Below are 20,399 nucleotides of genomic sequence, written 5' to 3'. Positions count from 1 at the left end.
CTCAGGGCCGGTCGACCGGCCGAGCGGGCTCCGGGCCGGTCAGGCGCGCGGGCGCCCCATCGCGCGGTACGTCCAGCCCGCCGCCCGCCACCGGGCCGGGTCCAGCGCGTTACGTCCGTCCAGGATCAGCCGGCGCGACACCGCCTCGCCCAGGGCCGCCGGGTCCAGCTCGCGGAACTCGCGCCACTCCGTCAGATGCAGGACGACATCGGCGCCACGCACCGCGTCCAGCGCGGACGGCGCGTACCTCAGCGTCGGGAAGAGCCGCTTGGCGTTCTCCATGCCCTTGGGGTCGTACACCGTCACCTGGCCGCCCTGGAGATGGATCTGCCCCGCGACATTGAGCGCGGGGGAGTCCCGTACGTCGTCCGAGTCCGGTTTGAAGGTCGCGCCCAGCACCGCCACACGCTTCCCCAGGAACGACGAGTCGCCGCCCACGGCCTCGCGCGCCAGCTCCACCATGTGCCCACGCCGCCGCATATTGATCGAGTCGACCTCACGCAGGAACGTCAGCGCCTGATCGGCGCCCAGCTCGCCCGCCCGCGCCATGAACGCCCGGATATCCTTCGGCAGGCAGCCGCCGCCGAAGCCGATCCCGGCGCGCAGGAACTTCCTGCCGATCCGCTCGTCGTACCCGAGCGCCTCCGCCAGCTTCACCACATCCCCGCCGGCCGCCTCGCAGACCTCCGCCATCGCGTTGATGAACGAGATCTTCGTGGCCAGGAAGGAGTTCGCGGAGGTCTTCACCAGCTCGGCGGTCGGGAAGTCCGTCACCACGAACGGCGACCCCTCGCCCAGCGGCGTCGCGTACACCTCGCGCAGCACCCGCTCGGCGTGCTCGCTGTGTACGCCCACCACGATCCGGTCGGGGTGCAGCGTGTCCTGAACGGCGAAGCCCTCGCGCAGGAACTCCGGGTTCCAGGCCAGCTCCACCTCGCCGCCCGCGGGCGCCAGCTCGACGATGCGGGCCGCGAGCCGCTCCGCGCTGCCCACAGGCACCGTCGACTTGCCGACGACCAGTGCGGGCCTGCCCAGATGCTTGGCGAGGCTCTCGACCGCGGAGTCGACGTACGACATGTCGCAGGCGTACTCGCCGTGCTTCTGCGGGGTGTTCACACAGACGAAGTGCACATCTCCGAACTCCGCGATCTCGGCCCAGTCCATGGTGAACCGCAGCCGTCCGCTCGATCCCTCGATCCCGGCGACATGTTTGCGCAGTAGTTCTTCGAGGCCGGGCTCGTACATCGGGACCCGGCCCGCGGAGAGCATCTCGATCTTCTCGGGCACCACATCGAGGCCGAGGACCTCGAAGCCCAGCTCCGCCATGGCCGCGGCGTGCGTGGCGCCGAGATAGCCGGTGCCGATCACGGTGATCTTGAGGGCCATGTGAGTGCTCCAGGGAGGTGCGGGCAGGTGCGGGCCCGAGCATAGCCGCGCGTAGCGGGGGCTCCGCAGGGGCACTTCTCCTGGTACGGAGTGGCTGTCGGCAAACTCACCTATGCCTGTGGCGCCTCGGCCCCCTAAAATTGTGTTACTTAACGGTAGTTAGCATCCTGGGGAGTGAAAGACCGTGGCCGGATCGGCTGATTTCGACCTGTACCGCCCGTCCGAAGAGCACGACATGCTCCGCGACACCGTGCGCGCGCTCGCGGAGGCGAAGATCGCCCCGTTCGCCGCGGCGGTGGACGAGGAGGCGCGCTTCCCGCAGGAGGCCCTGGACGCGCTGGTCGCCTCCGATCTGCACGCCATCCATGTACCGGAGGAGTACGGCGGGGCCGGCGCCGACGCCCTCGCCACCGTGATCGTCATAGAGGAGATCGCCCGGGTCTGCGCCTCGTCCTCCCTGATCCCCGCCGTGAACAAGCTCGGGTCGCTGCCGGTGATCCTCTCCGGCTCCGAGAACCTCAAGAAGACGTACCTGGGCCCGCTGGCCAAGGGCGACGCGATGTTCTCGTACTGCCTCTCCGAGCCGGACGCGGGCTCCGACGCGGGCGGGATGAAGACCAAGGCGGTACGGGACGGCGACCACTACGTCCTCAACGGCGTGAAGCGCTGGATCACCAACGCGGGCGTCTCCGAGTACTACACGGTCATGGCCGTCACCGACCCGGACAAGCGCACCAAGGGCATCAGCGCGTTCGTGGTCGAGAAGGGCGACGAGGGTGTCTCTTTCGGAGCCCCGGAGAAGAAGCTGGGCATCAAGGGCTCCCCGACCCGCGAGGTCTACCTCGACAACGTCCGGATCCCCGCGGACCGGCTGATCGGCGAGGAGGGTACGGGCTTCGCCACCGCGATGAAGACCCTGGACCACACCCGCATCACGATCGCGGCCCAGGCACTCGGCATCGCGCAGGGCGCTCTCGACTACGCCAGGGGCTATGTCCAGGAGCGCAAGCAGTTCGGCAAGCCGATCGCGGACTTCCAGGGCGTGCAGTTCATGCTGGCCGACATGGCGATGAAGCTGGAGGCGGCCCGCCAGCTCACCTACTCCGCCGCCGCCAGGTCGGAACGCGTCTCCGCGGGCAGCGCCAAGGAGGACCTCACCTTCTTCGGCGCGGCGGCCAAGTGCTTCGCCTCCGACGCGGCCATGGAGATCACCACGGACGCGGTCCAGCTCCTCGGCGGGTACGGCTACACACGCGACTACCCGGTCGAGCGGATGATGCGCGACGCCAAGATCACCCAGATCTACGAGGGCACGAACCAGATCCAGCGGATCGTGATGGCGAGGAACCTGCCGTAAGGGCCCCGGAGCCGACCAACTGCCGGGTCGGAACCTGTACGTGGATGCGACGAGGCCCCTCGCGACTGATCGCGAGGGGCCTCGGGATCCGTGACCCGCGCGGGGCGGACGGCGCTATTTATCAGACACGCCCTGGCGCCGGGCCCAGAGATAGAGACCGGTTTCGGGCTGCCCCTCGGCTCCCTGCTCGGGACAGATGTTCAACTCCTCTACCCGCAACCCCGCTTGGCAGGCCCAGTCCGGGAGGTCTTCACGCCGGCACAGGGCAGGACAGTAGCTCGTGTCCATGAACCGCACCTCGTCGTCGGTACGCCGCTCCGAAACGGCGACCAGCAGCGTGCCGTCCGTGACCGTGAGATCCCGCAGTCTCTCCAGCGCGGCGATGAACTTGTCCGCGGTCAGGTCGACGAGGGCGTAGAAGCTCACGACGGCGTCGAACGGCCCGATGTCCAGTTTCCGGTCGAAGAGATCGGCCTTGGCGAAGCGTGCTCCCGGAACCTGGCGGCGTGCGTGGGCGAGCAGGCCCTCGGAGACGTCGATCCCGGTGACGTCCATGCCGCCCGCACTCAGCTGCCCGGCAGTGGGCAGCCCGGTACCGCACCCCACATCCAGTACCCGGGCCCCCGGATCCAGCCGGCTCATCAGGCGCTCGGCCGCCTGGATCTGGGAGGTCTTCCTGCCCTCGAACGCATGCTGGTACCCAAGGCCCAGGGAGTCGAAGTAGGCCGCCGCCCTGGCCGCCTGTGGCGCCGGACCGACGATGTCCCCGGAACCTCTGTCCTGCGTCTGTCCCACAGTCCCTCGCCTCTCACCGGCCGGCCGACGCTCCTGCTCTACCCCGATTCCCCGATGTCCGGTCCGTCCGATCGGCACGATCACCTGAACGAGTCCGTTCATGACGGGCTGTCGAGGCGTTGGGTATCGCTCTCGGGGCCGACTGTCAGTGCCGGGTGGGAGACTGCCCGGCATGATCGAATCGAATGCGAAAGCGGACCTTCTCTACTACCTGCAAGCCGCCCGCGATGCGCTGCTCTGGAAGCTCGACGGGCTCTCGGAGTACGACATCCGCCGTCCGCTGACCCCGACCGGCACGAATCTGTTGGGGCTGGTCAAGCACATCGCCAGTGTGGAGCTGGGGTACTTCGGCGATACGTTCGGGCGACGGTTTTTCGACGAGCCGCCGTCCTGGTACGGGGAGGCCGCCGAACCGGGCGCGGACATGTGGGCCACCGCGGACGAGTCCCGCGAACAGATCGTCGGGCTCTACCAGCAGGCCTGGAAGCACTCGGACACCACGATCGCCACGCTGCCGCTCGACGCGATCGGTCACGTCCCGTGGTGGCCGGAGGACCGGAGAGAGGTGACACTGCACCACGTCCTGGTACGTGTGATCGCCGATACTCAACGGCACGCCGGCCACGCCGACATCGTCCGGGAGCTCATCGACGGGGCCGTGGGAATGTCGGAGGGCAACGACAGCATGCCGCCGGGCGATCGGTCGTGGTGGGAGAATTACCGAGGCCGACTGGAGCGCGTGGCGGAGGCCTTCCGTACGCCTCGCAACACGCCCTAGTCGGAAACCTAACGCACGTCGACGTAGTCCTCGCGCCCGCTCGACGCGTAGTGCGTCTTCATCGTGTCGACGTAGCGCATCTGCCAGGTGCCGTCCTGCTGTGCCGTGAACTGCTTGCTGAACGTGCCGTTGGTGAGGGTCTTGGCGCTGCCCAGTTCCTTCCAGACCGCGCCGCGCGTGGCGGCCTTGAAGTAGACGCGGACCTTCTGGCCGGCGTACGCCTTCCAGGTCGAGCCGGACTTCTGTATCAGCTTGCCCTTGGCCGTGAGCTTCGTGCCCTTGCGTACGCCCTCGGGTGTGACGTCGTCACTGTCGATCTCGGTGTACTGGCGACCGAGCTTGTGAACGCGGCTCTCCACACCCGTGGGCCCCAGCAGGCGCAGGCGCCAGTAGCTGCCGACCGAGCCCTTCAACGGGGCCGTCTGCTTGAACGCGGCTCCGTACGTGGCCGTGAACTGCCCTGCGCTCGACCAGTTCTGGCCGTCCGGGGAGTGATCGATGGAGACCCGCCCCGTCGTCCCGGCCGGGTACGAGCCCGACGTGACGCCCAGTCTGCCGCTGAAGGTGACCTTCCGGTACTTGTCCACCTCGGCCTCGACCGCCGAGAACGTACTCATGGCGGCCGTCCTGACCTGGAAGTCGTACGGGGACGCGGCCTTCTCGAACCACGGCTCCTGGCCGAGCTCAAGGCGCATGGCACCGTTCCTCGTGGCAGGGAAGGCGCCGGAGAAGGTGCCGTCGGCCTTGGTGCTCGTGATGTGCCGGCCGTCGACCACGACACCGACGCCGCCCGCCGGCTTCTCGGTGCCGTCGTCGGCCGTACGCGTCACTTTGCCGCGCGCGGGGACGTCGCTCCCGTACGGGGCCGTGACGGAGCGGGCGGGGGTGTCCACCGCCAGTTTCAGGGGCTGCTCGCGGACCGTCACCGGGAACGACGCGTTGTTCTCCTGGAACCAGAGGTCGATCCGCGCGCCGGTCTCGTAACCGTTGAAGTCGAAGGGCATGGAGAAGCGCCCCGCCTTGTCGGCGGTCGTCGTCACGAAGTCCTGGGCTTTGTAGCGGGCGTAGACGCCGGCCCCTTCGAACGGCTTGACCTCGTGCGTGTTCGGATCCCGCGCGACGAGAGTGCCGTCCATCGTGACGACGCGGTGGTCGTACGACACCCACTGACGGTCGGCGCTGACGGTCAGCCTCGGGTCGAGGCCGTAGTTGAGCTCACCGTTGTCGCGGTCGATGAGCTCACCCGCCGTGCCGGCCCTGACCAGAAGGTCCACGGTGTACACGCCCAGCGCGGGCAGCTCGACCGGGTCGGTCCAGAACTGCTGCTCCTCGCAGTCGGACGCGGTGGTGCAGCGCCCGGTGTCATGGAGGCCGAGCGTGGCGAGTACCGCGTCGTCGCCCTTCGCGCGGACCTGGACGGTGACATCGGACGGAAGCGAGTTCCGGTCCCAGTGCTCGTAGACCACATGGATCTTGCCGTCCTTCTCGGCGCTCCACGCGAACGATCGGAGGTTGACCTCGGCAGCCTGCGCGGTGGGCGCGGCGATCAGTGTGGATGCGGAGAGCGCGACGGCCGTGGTCACCGCGGCCATGATCCTTCTCAAGGGTCCTCCATCGGACATGCTCGCATTGATCTACGGCACGTTCGACCTCTCGGTGCGGAGGAAGGTTGTACGCGATGTCCGCCGGTGACGGCCCACGAGTGGTTCCAGGCGCACGCGTGGTTCTACTGGTGGTCCGCCCAGACGTAGCTCTCCGGCAGGAGCGCGGAGATCCGTACGGTACGGAGCCGGTCGCCCGCGCCGACGATGACCTTCAGGTCGGGGAAGTAGTCGAACAGGAACTGCCGGCATTTGCCGCACGGCGGTGTCACCCCGCGGTCCCGGTCGCCCACCGCCACGATCGTGTCCAGGTCGTAGACGCCCCGCGCCGCCGCCGAGCCGACGAGGACCAGCTCGGCGCAGGGGCCTCCGGTGAAGTGGTACGCGTTGATCGCGGTGACGACGCGGCCGTCGGCGGTGCGGGCCGCGGCGGCCATCGTGTGATGGTCGCCGCGGGACCTGGTCCGGGCGATCTCCGCCGCCGCCTCGATCAGCTCGTGGTCGACACCGGGCGCCGGCGCGGCGGGGGACGGGGCGGGAGAGGCGGGCATCAGTCGCTGGTGACCGTGACCTTCTCGTCGTTGTTCAGCTGGTTCACCAGCTCCTTGACCTTGGCCTTGTCCCAGACCAGGTTGCCGCCCACGCTGCCCGAGATCGGCATGTTCATGGACGTGCCGTCGCCGCCCGTGACGCCCTTCATCGCGAAGAACATCTGGCCCAGGGACCAGAGCGACATGTCCTTGTCCACGATCAGCGTGTCCAGCCCGGCGCTCATGGTCGGATAGAACGCGAACGGGTTGAGGATCGTGCCGGGCGTCGCCGTCTGCGCGGCCAGGGCCGCGAGGAACTTCTGCTGGTTCTTCGTACGGTCCAGGTCGCTGTTGGCGAAGGCGTACCGCGTCCGTACGAAGGCGAGGGCCTGCTGGCCGTCCAGGGTCTGCTTGCCGGCCTGGAAGTCGGCGCCGGACTTCTCGTCCTTGAACGCCTTCGGGATGTCCAGCTCCACCCCGCCGATCGCGTCCACGATATTGGCGAAGCCCGCGAAGCCGATCTCGACGTAGTGGTCGATGTGCAGACCGGTGTTGAACTCGACGGTACGGACGAGCAGCTCGGGGCCGTCCTCGGCGTACGCCGCGTTGAGCTTGGTCTGCCGGCCCGTGTTCGGGAACATCTTGCCGGACTCCGAGCCGCGGAACGACGGGATCGTCACGTTCGAGTCGCGCGGCAGCGAGATCAGCGTCGGACCGTTCGACCCGTCGTGCAGGATCATCATCGAGTCGGTGCGCTTGCCCTCGGCCGAGCCCGTGTGGAGCTCCTTCTTCTCCTCGTCGGTCATGCCCTCACGGCTGTCCGAGCCCACGATCAGATAGTTCGTGCCGTCGCCCGACGCGGGCCGCTCGATGACCTTGGAGAGATCGACCTCGCGCTTGAGCTTCCCGTCCGCCCAGAAGTACGTGCCGATGGAGACACCGAGGATCACCACGACCAGCGCCAGCGCGCCGACCTTGATGCGGCGGCGCCAGTCGGGCGCCTGCCGCGGTCCGCGGGGGACGCCCGGCGGCGGACCGCCGTGGCCGTCGCGACCGCCGCCGCCGGGAGGAGAGCCGTAGACCTGGCCCGTGTTGTACCCGCTGTCGTACCCGGGCTCATAACCCCGGTCGTATCCCTGGGACTGCTGAGGGACACCAGGGGGCTGCACATGCGGCATCACGCGCGCGCCCTCGGGCTGCGCGCCGGCGCTGCCGTGCCCGTAGCGGTTGCTCCGCTCGCCACGGTCGCCGGTCCTTCCATCGGGCCAATCATTCATGCGGACCAGTGTGCAGGGCCGGGCCATGCGCCAGACAGGGGAGATAGGAAATCGGGTCGGGGCTGTTGCCAAGCTGATGCAATGCGGACCGCCCCGGGGCACCGGTGCGCCGGCGTCGACCGGGTCGGTCACCCACGGCGCCCCGGGGGCCCTTGGGTGCCCCGCATAGGGTGGAGGACATGACAGCTCAGGTCCCACCCGCGGAAAGCGATCTCCCGGGTAAGCCCACCGCCGCCTCACGCACCACGCTCAGCCACATCATGACCGTCAGCGACACCAACCTCCTCGGTACGGTGCACGGCGGCGTGATCATGAAGCTGGTCGACGACGCGGCGGGCGCCGTCGCCGGACGCCACTCCGGCGGTCCCGCGGTCACCGCCTCGATGGACGAGATGGTCTTTCTCGTGCCGGTACGGGTCGGGGACCTCGTCCATGTCCGCGCCCAGGTGAACTGGACCGGGCGGTCCTCGATGGAGGTCGGCGTACGGGTCATGGCCGAGCGCTGGAACGAATCCAGCCCGGCGACCCAGGTCGGCAGCGCCTATCTGGTCTTCGCCGCCGTGGACGCGGACGGCAGGCCCCGGGCCGTACCCCCGGTGATCCCGGAGTCGGAGCGGGACAAGCGGCGCCACCAGGAAGCACAGATCCGGCGTACGCACCGGCTCGCCCGGCGGCGGGCGATCAAGGAGCTACGGGCGAAGCGCGTGGCGGAGGGCATCGACGACCACCGCTGATCGGAGCTGATCACCGCTGATCAGTGGCGCACCCGGTCCCCGGCGGCCGTGACTACGGACACACCACCTGGTCGCCGGTCAGCGCCCCGAACCGGCCCTTGGGGGCGTCCTGCGCGCGTACCGGCCTCACCTCCGTGAAGTCCGTCCCCGCCATCACCTTGAGCGTCCCGCCCTGCTGCTTCACCGCGCGCAGTTCGCTGCCGGGCAGCGCCGCCGCCAGGGACTTCGCCGAAAGGTCCCAGCGCGGGTCGTATATCACGACGGTGCGCCGCAGGTCCGGCCCGTCGGAGTTGAGCGGGGTACGGGTGGTGTTGAAGCCGATGGCGTGCAGTGCGTCGTCGACCTGCTTGCCGAGTCCGTCCGTTCGCGTCCCGTTGTAGACCTGTACCCGGATGTCCTGCGGCTTCACATTGACGGGCTTGGCCGGCTCGACCAGCTCCCCCTGCTTCGACGATTCCCGTCCCGAGCCCGACTCCTGTCCCGAGCCCGATTTCCCTCCCTGTTCCGGCTCATGGGCCGGCTGTGAGGCCGCCGCTCCGTGCCGCGTCGTCAGCGGGCTGTCCTCGCGCAGCGCGCGGAACAGCTCCTTCGACTTCACCGGATCCCACTTCACCGTGGTACCGACCCCCTTGACCGGGATGCTCTCGGGGGCCAGCGGCACCGACGTGAACTCCGACGAGGAGGGGGAGAAGCCGCTCATCGCCTCGTTGAGGGCGAGCAGCTGCTCCGTACCGAAGCCCGCGTCGGCCCGTACCGAGGCGAGCATGGTCGAGGAGACCTCCTTGAACCGCACCGGGTTCAGCAACACCCCACTGCTGGTGGCCCGGTCGATCAGAGCGGCCAGGAAGCGCTGCTGGCGCTGCATCCGCCCGAGGTCGGCCGCGCCGTCGATATGCCGGGACCGTACGTACTGGAGCGCCTGGCCGCCGTTCATGCTGTGTGTGCCCGGGGTGAGATCGAGTCCGGTGTACGAGTCCTTCAGCGCCCGGGGCGTACAGATCTCGACGCCGCCCAGGGCGTCCACCGTCTTCATGAAGCTGGTGAAGTCGACCTCCAGATAGTGGCTGATCTTCACCCCCGTCATGCGTTCGACGGTGCTGACCGTCAGATGCGGCCCGCCCTCCGCGTACGCCGCGTTGAGCTTCACCGAGTGCGGCTCATGACGCTTGCCGGTGGCCACGTCGGTGTGCTCGGGAAGCTCCGCGTAACTGTCGCGCGGCACGCTCACGACGCTCGCCCGCTCACCGTCCGCGGAGAGATGCACCAGCATGATCGTGTCGGTGCAGCGGCAGGGCACGCCACCGAGCCGGTACTTCCGCCGCTCCTCCTCCGTGATCTTGTCGCGGCCGTCCGTGCCGACGAGCAGGAGGTTGAGACCGTGGCCCGCGGAAGGGCGGTTCTTCATGTCCTTGAACGGATCGACCCGGCCGATGCCGGTGTCGAGGCTGGTGACCACCGCGTGGCCGATCCCGCCCGCCCCCAGGATCAGTACGGAGAGGGTGGTCGCCACCCGCATTCCCCAGCGCGGCCGTTGCGGCGTCCCGGGCCGCCGGGGCGGGGCGGGGCGGCGGGTGGTGCGGGGCGGCGTGGGCACGGGGAACACCTCCGCGTGAACAGGGATCGTGCGTGAACAGGGGTGGTGGAACAGGGTGTGGTGAGGGGACCGTGTGCACGATAGGCCCATACGATCAGTGACACCGGTCCGCAACCGGGCGGCGCGCGTCGCTGTCCCCCGTTCGCGGTAACGTGGGCGGTCATACCGCCGCCGAAGGACCCCTGAAGGACCACATGCCTGCCCTGCCGCCCGCGGTCTCCGTGATCATGCCGGTGCTCAATGAGGAACGCCATCTGAGGAACTCCGTCCGGCACATCCTGGAGCAGGAGTACGACGGCGAGATGGAAGTGGTGATCGCGCTCGGCCCGTCCACGGACCGTACGGACGAGATCGCCGCGGAGCTGGTACGGGAGACCGCGTCCCACGAGCGCGCCCGCGTCACGACCGTACCCAACCCGACCGGCCGCACCCCGGCCGCGCTGAACGCCGCGATCAAGGCGTCCAAGCACCCCGTCGTGGTACGGGTCGACGGGCACGGGATGCTCTCGCCGAACTACATCGCGACCGCCGTCCGGCTCCTGGAGGAGACGGGCGCGCAGAACGTCGGCGGCATCATGCGCGCCGAGGGCGAGAACGACTGGGAGAACGCGGTCGCCGCCGCCATGACCTCGAAGATCGGGGTCGGCAACGCGGCCTTCCACACCGGAGGCGAGGCCGGGCCCGCCGAAACCGTGTATCTGGGTGTCTTCCGGCGTGAGGCGCTGGAGCGGCAGGGCGGCTACAACGAGGAGTTCATCCGCGCCCAGGACTGGGAGCTGAACTTCCGTATCCGCGAGTCGGGCGGCGCCATCTGGTTCTCGCCCGAGCTGCGCGTCCAGTACCGGCCGCGGCCCTCGGTCCGGGCGCTCGCCAAGCAGTACAAGGACTACGGCCGCTGGCGCCATGTCGTCGCCCGCTACCACTCGGGCTCGATCAATCTGCGCTATCTCGCCCCGCCGACGGCCGTCTGTGCCATCGCGGCGGGCATCGTGGTCGGCGCCGTGCTGACGCCCTGGGGGCTGGTCGTACCTGCCGGCTATCTCGCCGCGATCGCCGCGGGCTCCGTCCCGGCGGGCAAGGGGCTGTCGCTGAAGGCCCGGCTCCGGATTCCGGTGGCGCTGGCCACCATGCACATGTCGTGGGGCTACGGCTTCCTGACCAGCCCGCGGTCGCTGGCGAAGAAGGTCATCGCGAGCCGCCGCCCGGCGGCGCAGCCGGTCGAGGCGTAACCCCCGGACCTCACTCGCCGGCACAGACGCGAGCGCCCGCCCGGTGGTCCACCGGGCGGGCGCTCGCGTCTACGCGGGAGCTTCCTTGAAGCTACTGCTTCTTCCTGGCCTGCTTCCCTAGAAGCGGTACGGCGCGTAGACGTCCATGCAGGCGTCGTCCTTCGCGCCGTTGAGCGCGTCCGCCGTGTCCGGTATGCCGCCCGCCTCCGGTTCGGCCTCCTTCGGGAAGGACGAGCCGCTGCGCCAGTCGGCGCCCACGACGACCGTGACCCCCGAGACGTCCGTCGACTTCTTCACCGACGTCAGCGGAATGCCGAGGGCCTTGGCCACCGCCTGGGCGTCCCCCTCCAGGTCCGCGCTCGGATAGCCGACCGTGCTCGTCTCCTGCGGGCTCAGCTTCGAGTCGGCGCCGGCCAGCGTGAAGCCCTTGCCGTTGAGCGTGCTCGCGACATCGGCCGCGCGGCGCGGCACCGGGCTCTGCGCGCCGCCGGTGCCGTTGCGTACGATCACACCGATGTCGGCGGGCGCCGCCGCCGGGTCCTTCGCGGTCGGCTCGGCCGGCTTCTTCCTGGTGGTCTCCGTCTTGTCGCCATTGCCGTCGAAGGCCACGTCGTCGCGGAGCATCGACCACAGCTTGCGGGAGTCCGTCTCCGCCGCGATCAGATGGTTCGCGTCCTCCGGATCCTGCACGGTCGGCATCGTCGTCATGGTGAGACGGTTCGTCGGCACGCTCTTGAGCTGCATGGCCAGATCGAACAGCTTCTTGACCGTACCGATCTCCTCGGAGACCTCCAGCGACTTCGTGGCCGCCTCCGCGAGACCGGTCAGCCGGGCGGTGTCGGTGAAGACGCTCTGCGACTTGAGCTCGCGGATCATGGAGTTCAGGTACATGTGCTGGGCTTTGGCGCGGCCGAGGTCGCTCTCGAAGGCGTGCCGGGTACGCAGCCACTGGAGCGCCTGCTTGCCCTGGACCTGATGCGTACCCTCCGTGAGCTTCAGCCCCGAGCCTCCCGGGACCCCGGGCAGCGGCCGGTCCCAGACGTTGTCCTTGACGCAGACATCGACACCGCCGATCGCGTCGGCCATCTGCACGACACCCGCGAAGTCGATCGTCATCCAGTGGTCGATATAGACGCCGGTCAGCTTCTCCCAGGTGGAGAGCGTGCAGCCGGGGCCGCCGCGGGCCAGTGTCTCGTTGATGATGGCGTTGGTCGCCGGATAGGTCTCGCCGGTGTCGGCGTCCTTGCACTCCGGGATGTCGACCCGGGTGTCGCGCGGGATGCTCACGACCGACGCGTTCTTCCGGTCGGCGGCGACATGGACGAGCATCTGCACATCGCCGAGCGGCGGGTTGCCCGCGGTGTCCTTGCTGCCGCCCAGTTTGACGTTCTCGGGGTCGGCCCGGCTGTCCGAGCCGATCAGCAGGATGTTCAGCGGGGTCTGGCCCGCCGAGTTGGCCACGGGCTTGTCCAGGCCGCTGGCGCCGTTGCTGCGCTCGCCGCTGCGGATATTGCTGTTGAGATGGCGGTAGTAGAGATAGCCGGCGCCGGCCGTCCCGAGCAGCAGCAGTGACAGCCCGGCGGCGACCCAGCGAAGTATTCGCCAGGGGCCGCGTTTCGCGCGTCTGCGCGCCGTGCCACCGCGCCCGCCCTTGCCATGTCCGTTCTTGCGCCGGCCCTTGCCGTCACCGTCACCGCTGTCGCCGTCGGTGCCGTCGCCGTTTCCGCCGTCCGCGGGCGCGCCGCTCGGCTGTGCACCTCCACCGTCGTACAGGCTGTCGTCCCAGCCCAACTCCCCGGCATGCGGGACGCTTTGACGCGAGCCCTCCCGTCGTACGCTGCTCTGACCCATCCAGACTCCCTCTTCAGGCCGTCCGTATGGGCCGGCGTTCCGGCATCACTTGGCGCAGACCTGCTTGTCCGCTTCCACCTTCTGCACACCTTCCGGCGCCTTTGCCGGTCCGGTGACGGGCACTCCCGCGCCCTTGAAGTCCTTTCCGAGAGTCAGTGTCATCGCCTCAAGTCCTACGGCGTCCTCGGCGCCCGGCTTCATCGCCGTGGCGGGCAGCCCCATCATCTCCGCGAGCGCCCGCGCCTGGTCGGCCTGGTTGGGCGCGTACTCCAGGGTCGTCTTGGCCACATCCGCCGGGGCGTTGCCCTTGTTGGTGGACTTCAGTACGCCCTCGGAGTTCTGCAGCCAGTTCAGGGTCTCCTGCGCGGAGCCCTGCGGACCGCCACCGTTGAACACATCGACGCGTACGTCGGCCGCGTCGGCCTTGGTTCCCTTGAGGAGCGCTTCCTGCTTGGTCTTGGCGGCCTGCTCGTCCGCCTTCTCCTTCTGCTGCACCTCGGTCAGGGAGATATCGTTCTGCATCATCGCGAACAGCGGATCGGCCTTCGCCTCGTCGACCACCACCGTGGCCTTGACGACCTCCGCCGGGTTGTCGAGCACCGGCAGCGTCATGAAGGTGATGTTCTTCGGGTCGACCTTCGCGAGCTCGGTGGCCAGATCGCTGAGCTTCTGGATGTCGCCGATGCCGGTGTCGACCGTGAGCGCGTTGGTCGCGGCCTCCGCCAGCTTGAACAGCTTGCTGGGGCTGGTGAGCGTGTCGCCCGACTTCATCTTCCGGATCATCGAGCTGAGGAACTGCTGCTGGGTCTCGATCCGGCTCAGGTCGCTCTCGTTGCCGAAGGCGTGCCGGGTACGGACGAAGGCGAGCGCCTGCTCGCCCTGGATGGTGTGCGTGCCCTTGCTCAGCTTGAGATGCGACTTCGGGTCGTCGACGTCCTTGGCCACACATACCTCCACACCGCCCACCGCGGTCGACATCGTCTTGACCGCGTCGAAGTCGGCCATCATGAAGTGGTCGACCGTGAGTCCGGTGAGCTCCTTGACCGTACGCATCGTGCAGCCCGGGTCCCGGTCGCTCTGGCCGAGACTCGTGTTGAAGCGCACCTGCGAGGTGCCCGGAATGACCTTCGTGCCCTCGGCGGTCTTGGTCTCGCAGTCGGGGATGTCGGTGATCAGGTCACGCGGGATGGAGAGCACCGTCGCGTTCGTACGGTCCTTGGCGACATGGAACAGGAGGGTCGTGTCGGCGTGGCCGACACTGCCCGCGTCGCCGTAACCCTCGTTGCCCTCACCGGTCCGCTTGTCCGTGCCGATCAGCAGGATGTTGACGGGCTGGTCCTTCTTGAAGCCGCCACTGCCCGCGCCCTGGACGTCGATCGTGTCGATGTTGCCGTTGAAGTGCTGGTAGACGAAGTACCCGGTGACGGAGAGGCCCACGAGGAGGAACGCCATCACGCCGCCGGTCCACACCAGCGCCTTCTTCTTGCCCGACTTCGGGGGCTTGCGCTTACGGCGGCCGGCGGCGGTCGCCGCCTCGGCCTGGCCCTTCCCCGCGCGTCGGCTGCGCTGGCCCGGAACGTCGGCGCGTGTCCCGCCGCGGCCGCGGCCTCCGGAACGGGATTCCGCCCGCGACTCCGCACGGGATTCCGTCCGGGATTCCGTCCGTGATTCCGCGCGCGCCTCGCCCCGCGTCCGCGGTCCCTCGTCGGAGGGGGGGCTCGCGGGCCCCTTTCGCGGAGCGTTCGCTTTTCTGGCGCCGCGCGGCTGGGGGGAGGGCGGCTGCCCTGTGGAGTGGTCCAGTCGCAGTTCGTAGTTACCGGTCTGCGGGTTGAGGACCCACTGGTCGGCGGGGTCGATTTCGTCCGCCTGCCCACGGCTTTGCGCATCCACGGTTGCTTGAATCCTCCGTCGGTGCCACGCGAGGCGTCTTCCCCCGAAGACGCTCGGTCTTTCGATCCTGTAGTGCGCGACCTGATGGCCGGATGCACCGGATCGCGTCACACTATCCGCCCAGTTCGACGTCCAGCGACGCCAGTGACAAATTCCTCATCCCTTACAAGCGGGCAATCTGCCCAATCTTCATGGACTGAGGAGCTGCCTTTGGTTCCGGCTTTACCCGCACATGCCCGCCGCGGCATTTGTCCCCTGGAAAGTGGGGGCCGGTGAAGGGCTCCCCGTCGCCGGGGGTTCGCTGCCGCCGTCGCCGTCATTCCCCGAAGTCTTCACGGAGTCGTCACTCTCTCTGTCGCTCTTGCCGTCCTGTACGTCCGTCACGTCCGATGAGACCGATACGGGGTCGTCCTCGCGTAGCCGCTCGAAGAGGTTCTTCGCGTCGGGCTGGACGAGTTCATCGCGATTCGGGTCCTGGGTGTACGGCTGGCGCGGCACGGTCAGGAATTGCACCTTTTCCATCGGTACGCTCCGCATGGAGCGTGCCAGTTCGTAAAGGTCGCTGAGAGAGTTCAGCCCCGAGTCGGTGGTGAGGGACTTCGTCGCCGCGTCCAGCACCGGATAGAGCCGGGCCGGATTGAGCAGCACCCCATTGCTCTGCACCTTCTTGAAGAGCGCGCCCAGGAATCGCTGCTGGCGGTCCATGCGCTGGGTGTCGCTGCCGTCACCGATGCCATGGCGGGCACGTACGAAGCCGAGGGCCTGCTCGCCGTCGAGGGTCTGCCGGCCCGCGGGCAGTTCGAGCCGCGCCTGGACGTCCTTGACCGGTTCGTCGACGCAGACCTCGACACCGTCCACCGCGTTCACCACGTCCGTGAAGCCGCTGAAGTCGATCACCATGTGGTGATCGACGCGGATGTCGGTGAGCTTCTCGACCGTACGGATCGTGCAGGCGGCGCCGCCGGCCTCGAAAGCCCAGTTGAACTGCGCGAACTGGGCCCGGCTGCGGGTGCCGTCCGGCTTGGCGCAGCTGGGTATCTCCACCATCAGGTCGCGGGGTATGGACATGGCCGTCGCGCTCTTCCGGTCCGCCGCGAGGTGCAGCAGGATCGTGGTGTCGGAGCGCTGCGACCCGCCGTCGTCCGGCCCGTACTTGCTGTTTCCCTCGCCGGAGCGGCTGTCGGAGCCGATGAGCAGGATGTTCTGCGCGTCGAGGGCGACGGGGGTGGGACGTTCCTTCTCGTACGTGTGCAACTCGGTGGCGGCGGTGGTGTCGGTGGTGATGTTCCCGTCGAGCTGCCGGTAGAACCACCAGCCGGCTCCGGCGGTCGCCAGGATGACGACGGACGTGCCCAGCGCGACCCAACGCAGCCAGTGGCGCCGGGGGTTGCAGGGCGTGGCGGCGGGCTCGGCATCGATGTCATCGGGCCCAGGCGCCCCGGTCGACGGCTCTCTGCCGGACGTGGTGTCCGGTTCGGTCGCCGTGCCAGCTCTGTCGGTCACGTCTGCGTCCATCCTTCAAGGCGTCGACGGCGCACTGAGCCGCCGGTTGCAGGGGTAGACGGGCGAACACCGCGCTTGGTTGTGCTGCGGGTCGCGCGTATCGCCGATCACGTACCCGAGGTTGGGCGACGGCCTGGGGAGCAGGGTCCGTTATGTGGCAGATAATATGTTTTAGGGGGGCGTTTTCTCAGCGGATTCTCAGGTGGAGGACGCCTGGTTCACGCGCGCCTGGTTCAAGCGAGCGGCGAGGGCGGGCGAGTGTGGCCGGTGGCGGTCCTGCCCGCCTGCCGCCGCCCGTCACATCACCTTGTCGGTCACGCGTTCGCTCTCGACGCGCTGTTCGAGCGCCTCCGCCGACAGTTTCCCGAGGTTGCGGCAGAGCACGACGGACCCGCCCGCCGCGAGCGGGGCGTACAGCCCTGCCGAGAGCCCGTCCCAACTGTCGTACGCCAGCCCCGACAGCAGCCGCGAGCCCGGCGTGAGACCGCGCTCCGCGGCGTCCGCGCCCGCGCGCGCGACGAGTTGGGCCGCGGACAGCTCCGTACCGCCCACAACCAGCGCGGACTCGTCCGGGTCCACCGGCGCGAACGGTGCGAACCGGTCGCCCTGGCCCGGCACCTCGACCGCGTAGTCCATGAAGCCCTCGGGCGGCCGCGGAAAACGGCCGCCCAGCGGACGCAGCGCGAGCGCCACCCGCTCACCGCGGCACGCGCGCGCCGTGTCGAGCGTGTCCGGTCCGCTGACCACCAGATCCGCGCCGCCCGGGTCACCACCGATCTCGACCGTCACACCGACCGATGAACAGGCGAGCAGCCACACCGCGCTCTGCCAGTGCGCGGGAAGCAGCAGCGCGAGCCGGTCGCCGGGCGCCGCGGCGAGATCGCCCTGCAGCAGATTCGCGGTCTTGGACACCCAATTGGCGAAGGTGGCCACGGACAATTCGACGCGCTCACCGGTGGCATCGTCGTAGAACGTGACCAAGGGGCGGGCCGGATCCGAGGCGAGAGCGGATCGCAGCAGGTCGGCAGGGGTACGGTCGCTGGAGTTCACCCGGGAAAGGGTACGCCGGGGGAGCCGGACGGCCACCGCCGTACCGGTGACGGGGTACACCGGTTGGACCGACGGACCGTCAGTTTTCCGACGGGCGCGATGGTCGTGTCGCACCCAGGATCGGCACATGCGTGCCTCATTTGCAACCTCGATCGGCGTCGCGTGCACCGCCGCCCTGGTCCTCCCGCTGTCCCCGTCGGGCGCGACCGCCGCCCCACAAGCCCCACAGGCCACACAGCACGCGGACTCGGCCGCCGTACCGGGTTCCACCCAGTCGCTCCCCCTGAGGGCGGTCGGCTCGGACCGCTCTTCGGGCGCCGCCACGGAACAGGGCGTTACCCGGCGCGACGTCAGTCCCTTCTCGCTGCTCGGTGTCGTATGGGACGACGCCGACGCCGAACTCCACGGCACGGTCCAGGTCCGCACCCGCACGGCCGGTTCACCCCTCTGGTCCGACTGGCAGGACCTGGAGACGCACAACCAGGAACACGGCGCCGACCCCGGCACGACAGAGCGCGACTCGGGACACGCGCGCGGCTCCACCGCCCCGCTCTGGGTCGGTGGCTCGGACGGCGTGGAACTGCGCGTCCAGGGCGCCGAGGAGGAGGACGGGAACGGCCCGAGGCGCGCGCCGCTGCCGCAGGGGCTACGGCTCGAACTGATCGACCCGGGAAGCGATCCGCAGGGCACTCCGGACGAGGACGCCGAGCCGCGGGACGGCGGCGAGCCCGTACCCGACACCGCCATCTCCCCGGAGGACAGCGGCGATTGGGCCGCACCCGAGGAAACGGTCCCGACCCCGCTCAGGGCCGGGACACCGGCCGCTCTCCCCAACTCCACGAGGTCGTACGCCGCGGCACCGCGCCCGCGCATCATCACGCGCGGGGGCTGGGGCGCGGACGAGAGGCTCCGCGAGAGGCGGCTCGGCTACTCCAGGACCGTCAAGGCGGCCTTCGTCCATCACAGCGCCACGGGGAACAACTACAGCTGCAAGCAGGTGCCCTCAGTCCTGCGCGGTATCTACCGCTACCACGTCAAGAGCAGCGGCTGGCGCGACATCGGCTACAACTTCGCCATCGACAAGTGCGGAAACATCTACGAAGGCCGCGCCGGTGGCGTGACCAGGCCCGTACGGGGCGCCCACACACTCGGTTTCAACACCAACAGCGTGGGCATCGCCGTCCTCGGAACGTACGGCGGCACGAATCCGCGTGCCGCCGCGACGACCGCCGTCGCCAAGCTCACCGCGTGGAAGCTCGGCCTGCACGGCGTCCACGCACGGGGGAAGGTCACGCTGACCTCCGCGGGCAGCGGAAAGTACGGCAAGGGCAGAAAGGTCAGGCTCAACGCCATCTCGGGGCACCGGGACGGATTCTCCACCGACTGCCCGGGAAACCGGCTCTACCGGAAGCTCAGCGCCGTACGGAAGGCGGCGGGCGGATACCAGCGACGCTGAGCGGTCGCGAACACTGGTCGGTTCTGTGTACGCGTACGTGTATGCATGTACGGACGGAAGCGCCGGCCCCAGCAGGAAGCGGAGACGACACGGTGACAGAAGCGATCCTCCTGGTCGGCGGCAAGGGCACCCGGCTACGGCCGCTCACCGCCCGCACCCCCAAACCGATGGTGCCGGCGGCCGGCGTCCCGTTCCTCACGCACCAACTGGCGCGGGCGCGCGCGGCGGGCGTCGAACACATCGTCCTCGCGACGTCCTATCTCGCCGAAGTCTTCGAGCCGTACTTCGGCGACGGCTCGTCCCTCGGCCTGAGCCTGGAGTACGTGACCGAGCGGGATCCGCTCGGTACGGGAGGCGCCATCCGGAACGTCGCCTCCCGGCTGGACTCCGGGCCCGACGACCCGGTGCTGATCTTCAACGGCGACATCCTCACGGGCCTCGACATCCGGGCACTCGTCCGGACCCACGCGTCGTCCGGCGCGGATGTCTCGCTGCATCTGACCCGGGTCGAGGACCCGCGCGCCTTCGGCCTGGTGCCGACCGACGCGAACGGGCGGGTGACGGCCTTCCTGGAGAAGCCGCAGACGCCCGAGGAGATAGTCACCGACCAGATCAACGCGGGCGCCTATGTGTTCCGGCGCTCGGTGATCGACTCCATCCCGGAAGGCCGGCCGGTCTCGGTGGAACGCGAGACCTTCCCGGACCTGCTGGCCGCCGGCGCGCATCTCCAGGGCATGGTCGACTCCACGTACTGGCTGGACCTGGGCACCCCTCAGGCCTTCGTACGCGGCTCGGCGGACCTCGTCCTCGGCCGCGCCCCGTCCCCGGCGGTCCCGGGCCAGTGCGGCGAACGCCTGATCCTGCCCACGGCCACGGTCGCCCCGGACGCGAAACTCACGGGCGGCACCGTGATCGGCCCGGCCGCGCTGATCGGCGACGGCGCGCGCATCGCGGGCAGCGCGATCCTGGACGGCGCGATCGTGGAACCGGGCGCGGTGATCACGAACTCGCTGATAGGCGCGGGGGCGCGGGTGGGGGCGCGGGCGGTGCTGTCGGACGTGGTGGTGGGGGACGGGGCGGTGGTGGGGGAGGACAACGAGCTGCGGCAGGGGGTACGGGTGTGGTGCGACGCGGTGCTGCCGGCGGGGGCGGTGAGGTTCTCTTCCGACGTGTAGGGATCTGGCGTGCGCCTTCCGCCCGGGGGCGTGGTGCGGTCGTCTTGGGGCTGGGGCTGGTGGTGCGGTGCGGGTTGTCGCCGGGTGGCGCTCCGGGGCTCGCGCCCGGGACGGCATGATTTGCGGCGCGTGACGGGCCACAGTCGGGGCGCGGGCGGTCGCGCGCCACACATCACGCTTTAGTGTCCCGGAC

Annotated in this window: 16 protein-coding genes; 6 read left to right on the top strand and 10 right to left on the bottom strand. The window is 69.3% G+C overall.

Features of this window, described 5'->3' with window-relative positions; genetic code table 11:
* Positions 1-39 precede the first annotated feature (39 nt).
* The gene (locus tag ACIRQP_RS29620; RefSeq protein WP_403895051.1) at positions 40-1,386 is read right to left on the bottom strand and encodes a UDP-glucose dehydrogenase family protein; all 1,347 of its coding nucleotides are present in this window, start codon (positions 1,384-1,386) and stop codon (positions 40-42) included.
* Between the two features lie 184 nt (positions 1,387-1,570).
* Between ACIRQP_RS29620 and ACIRQP_RS29615 the strand changes: the two genes are divergently transcribed.
* The gene (locus ACIRQP_RS29615) at positions 1,571-2,743 is read left to right on the top strand and encodes an acyl-CoA dehydrogenase (RefSeq protein WP_403895048.1); all 1,173 of its coding nucleotides are present in this window, start codon (positions 1,571-1,573) and stop codon (positions 2,741-2,743) included.
* Positions 2,744-2,857: 114 nt separating this feature from the next.
* Here ACIRQP_RS29615 and ACIRQP_RS29610 read toward each other — a convergent pair whose 3' ends face one another.
* Entirely contained in the window at positions 2,858-3,538 is a 681-nt protein-coding gene (locus ACIRQP_RS29610) for a class I SAM-dependent methyltransferase (RefSeq protein ID WP_403895045.1), read from the bottom strand.
* 172 nt (positions 3,539-3,710) lie between these two features.
* Here ACIRQP_RS29610 and ACIRQP_RS29605 point away from each other — a divergent pair, with 172 nt between their 5' ends.
* Positions 3,711-4,316: a DinB family protein gene (locus ACIRQP_RS29605; RefSeq protein WP_403895043.1), complete on the top strand. Its 606-nt coding sequence runs from the start codon at positions 3,711-3,713 to the stop codon at positions 4,314-4,316.
* 8 nt (positions 4,317-4,324) lie between these two features.
* On the opposite strand, the gene ACIRQP_RS29600 is transcribed toward ACIRQP_RS29605, so the two are convergent.
* From ACIRQP_RS29600 to ACIRQP_RS29590, 3 genes are all read right to left on the bottom strand, one after another.
* On the bottom strand, positions 4,325-5,920 hold the full coding sequence (locus tag ACIRQP_RS29600; protein ID WP_403895041.1) for a hypothetical protein: 1,596 nt from the start codon (positions 5,918-5,920) through the stop codon (positions 4,325-4,327).
* Between the two features lie 122 nt (positions 5,921-6,042).
* Positions 6,043-6,468, bottom strand: coding sequence for a cytidine deaminase (locus ACIRQP_RS29595; protein WP_403895038.1), 426 nt, complete (start codon positions 6,466-6,468; stop codon positions 6,043-6,045).
* Positions 6,468-7,724 carry an LCP family protein gene (locus ACIRQP_RS29590; protein ID WP_403895036.1) on the bottom strand — a complete coding sequence of 419 codons (1,257 nt, stop codon included), beginning with the start codon at positions 7,722-7,724 and terminating at the stop codon, positions 6,468-6,470. The genes ACIRQP_RS29595 and ACIRQP_RS29590 overlap by 1 nt, the downstream gene beginning before the upstream one ends.
* A 179-nt stretch (positions 7,725-7,903) precedes the next feature.
* Here ACIRQP_RS29590 and ACIRQP_RS29585 point away from each other — a divergent pair, with 179 nt between their 5' ends.
* Positions 7,904-8,458, top strand: a complete 555-nt coding sequence (locus tag ACIRQP_RS29585; RefSeq protein WP_403895034.1) for an acyl-CoA thioesterase — start codon at positions 7,904-7,906, stop codon at positions 8,456-8,458.
* Between the two features lie 52 nt (positions 8,459-8,510).
* Here the strand turns inward: ACIRQP_RS29585 and ACIRQP_RS29580 are convergent, their stop codons facing one another.
* Positions 8,511-9,974: an LCP family protein gene (locus ACIRQP_RS29580; RefSeq protein WP_403895270.1), complete on the bottom strand. Its 1,464-nt coding sequence runs from the start codon at positions 9,972-9,974 to the stop codon at positions 8,511-8,513.
* A gap of 272 nt (positions 9,975-10,246) precedes the next feature.
* On the opposite strand from ACIRQP_RS29580, the gene ACIRQP_RS29575 reads away from it, so the two are divergent.
* A complete protein-coding gene (locus ACIRQP_RS29575; RefSeq protein ID WP_403895031.1) occupies positions 10,247-11,281 on the top strand; it encodes a glycosyltransferase family 2 protein in 1,035 nt (344 codons plus the stop codon).
* A gap of 117 nt (positions 11,282-11,398) precedes the next feature.
* On the opposite strand, the gene ACIRQP_RS29570 is transcribed toward ACIRQP_RS29575, so the two are convergent.
* The 4 genes from ACIRQP_RS29570 to ACIRQP_RS29555 all read right to left on the bottom strand — a co-directional run bounded on the left by ACIRQP_RS29570 (position 11,399) and on the right by ACIRQP_RS29555 (position 17,575).
* The gene (locus tag ACIRQP_RS29570) at positions 11,399-13,132 is read right to left on the bottom strand and encodes an LCP family protein (RefSeq protein ID WP_403895028.1); all 1,734 of its coding nucleotides are present in this window, start codon (positions 13,130-13,132) and stop codon (positions 11,399-11,401) included.
* 45 nt (positions 13,133-13,177) lie between these two features.
* A complete protein-coding gene (locus ACIRQP_RS29565) occupies positions 13,178-15,022 on the bottom strand; it encodes an LCP family protein (RefSeq protein ID WP_403895025.1) in 1,845 nt (614 codons plus the stop codon).
* A 222-nt stretch (positions 15,023-15,244) separates the two neighbouring features.
* Positions 15,245-16,525, bottom strand: coding sequence for an LCP family protein (locus ACIRQP_RS29560; RefSeq protein ID WP_403895023.1), 1,281 nt, complete (start codon positions 16,523-16,525; stop codon positions 15,245-15,247).
* A 297-nt stretch (positions 16,526-16,822) separates the two neighbouring features.
* Complete coding sequence (locus tag ACIRQP_RS29555) at positions 16,823-17,575, bottom strand: TIGR03089 family protein (RefSeq protein WP_403895020.1); 753 nt, start codon at positions 17,573-17,575, stop codon at positions 16,823-16,825.
* Positions 17,576-17,702: 127 nt separating this feature from the next.
* Here ACIRQP_RS29555 and ACIRQP_RS29550 point away from each other — a divergent pair, with 127 nt between their 5' ends.
* Both ACIRQP_RS29550 and ACIRQP_RS29545 read left to right on the top strand, forming a co-directional pair.
* Entirely contained in the window at positions 17,703-19,031 is a 1,329-nt protein-coding gene (locus ACIRQP_RS29550; RefSeq protein WP_403895017.1) for a peptidoglycan recognition protein, read from the top strand.
* 92 nt (positions 19,032-19,123) lie between these two features.
* The gene (locus ACIRQP_RS29545; protein WP_403895014.1) at positions 19,124-20,206 is read left to right on the top strand and encodes a sugar phosphate nucleotidyltransferase; all 1,083 of its coding nucleotides are present in this window, start codon (positions 19,124-19,126) and stop codon (positions 20,204-20,206) included.
* Positions 20,207-20,399 lie beyond the last annotated feature (193 nt).

The sequence above is a fragment of the Streptomyces sp. NPDC102274 genome (assembly GCF_044766385.1).
Lineage (GTDB): Bacteria > Actinomycetota > Actinomycetes > Streptomycetales > Streptomycetaceae > Streptomyces.
This window is presented reverse-complemented; position numbering and strand designations above follow the sequence as displayed.

What these genes read in the sequence shown, in the direction of transcription:
- ACIRQP_RS29550 (WP_403895017.1), top strand. Translation starts at nt 17,703, where the DNA reads ATGCGTGCCTCATTTGCAACCTCGATCGGCGTCGCGTGCACCGCCGCC.
- ACIRQP_RS29585 (WP_403895034.1), top strand. Translation starts at nt 7,904, where the DNA reads ATGACAGCTCAGGTCCCACCCGCGGAAAGCGATCTCCCGGGTAAGCCC.
- ACIRQP_RS29580 (WP_403895270.1), bottom strand. Translation starts at nt 9,974, where the DNA reads ATGCGGGTGGCGACCACCCTCTCCGTACTGATCCTGGGGGCGGGCGGG.
- ACIRQP_RS29620 (WP_403895051.1), bottom strand. Translation starts at nt 1,386, where the DNA reads ATGGCCCTCAAGATCACCGTGATCGGCACCGGCTATCTCGGCGCCACG.
- ACIRQP_RS29575 (WP_403895031.1), top strand. Translation starts at nt 10,247, where the DNA reads ATGCCTGCCCTGCCGCCCGCGGTCTCCGTGATCATGCCGGTGCTCAAT.
- ACIRQP_RS29605 (WP_403895043.1), top strand. Translation starts at nt 3,711, where the DNA reads ATGATCGAATCGAATGCGAAAGCGGACCTTCTCTACTACCTGCAAGCC.
- ACIRQP_RS29570 (WP_403895028.1), bottom strand. Translation starts at nt 13,132, where the DNA reads ATGGGTCAGAGCAGCGTACGACGGGAGGGCTCGCGTCAAAGCGTCCCG.
- ACIRQP_RS29595 (WP_403895038.1), bottom strand. Translation starts at nt 6,468, where the DNA reads ATGCCCGCCTCTCCCGCCCCGTCCCCCGCCGCGCCGGCGCCCGGTGTC.
- ACIRQP_RS29590 (WP_403895036.1), bottom strand. Translation starts at nt 7,724, where the DNA reads ATGAATGATTGGCCCGATGGAAGGACCGGCGACCGTGGCGAGCGGAGC.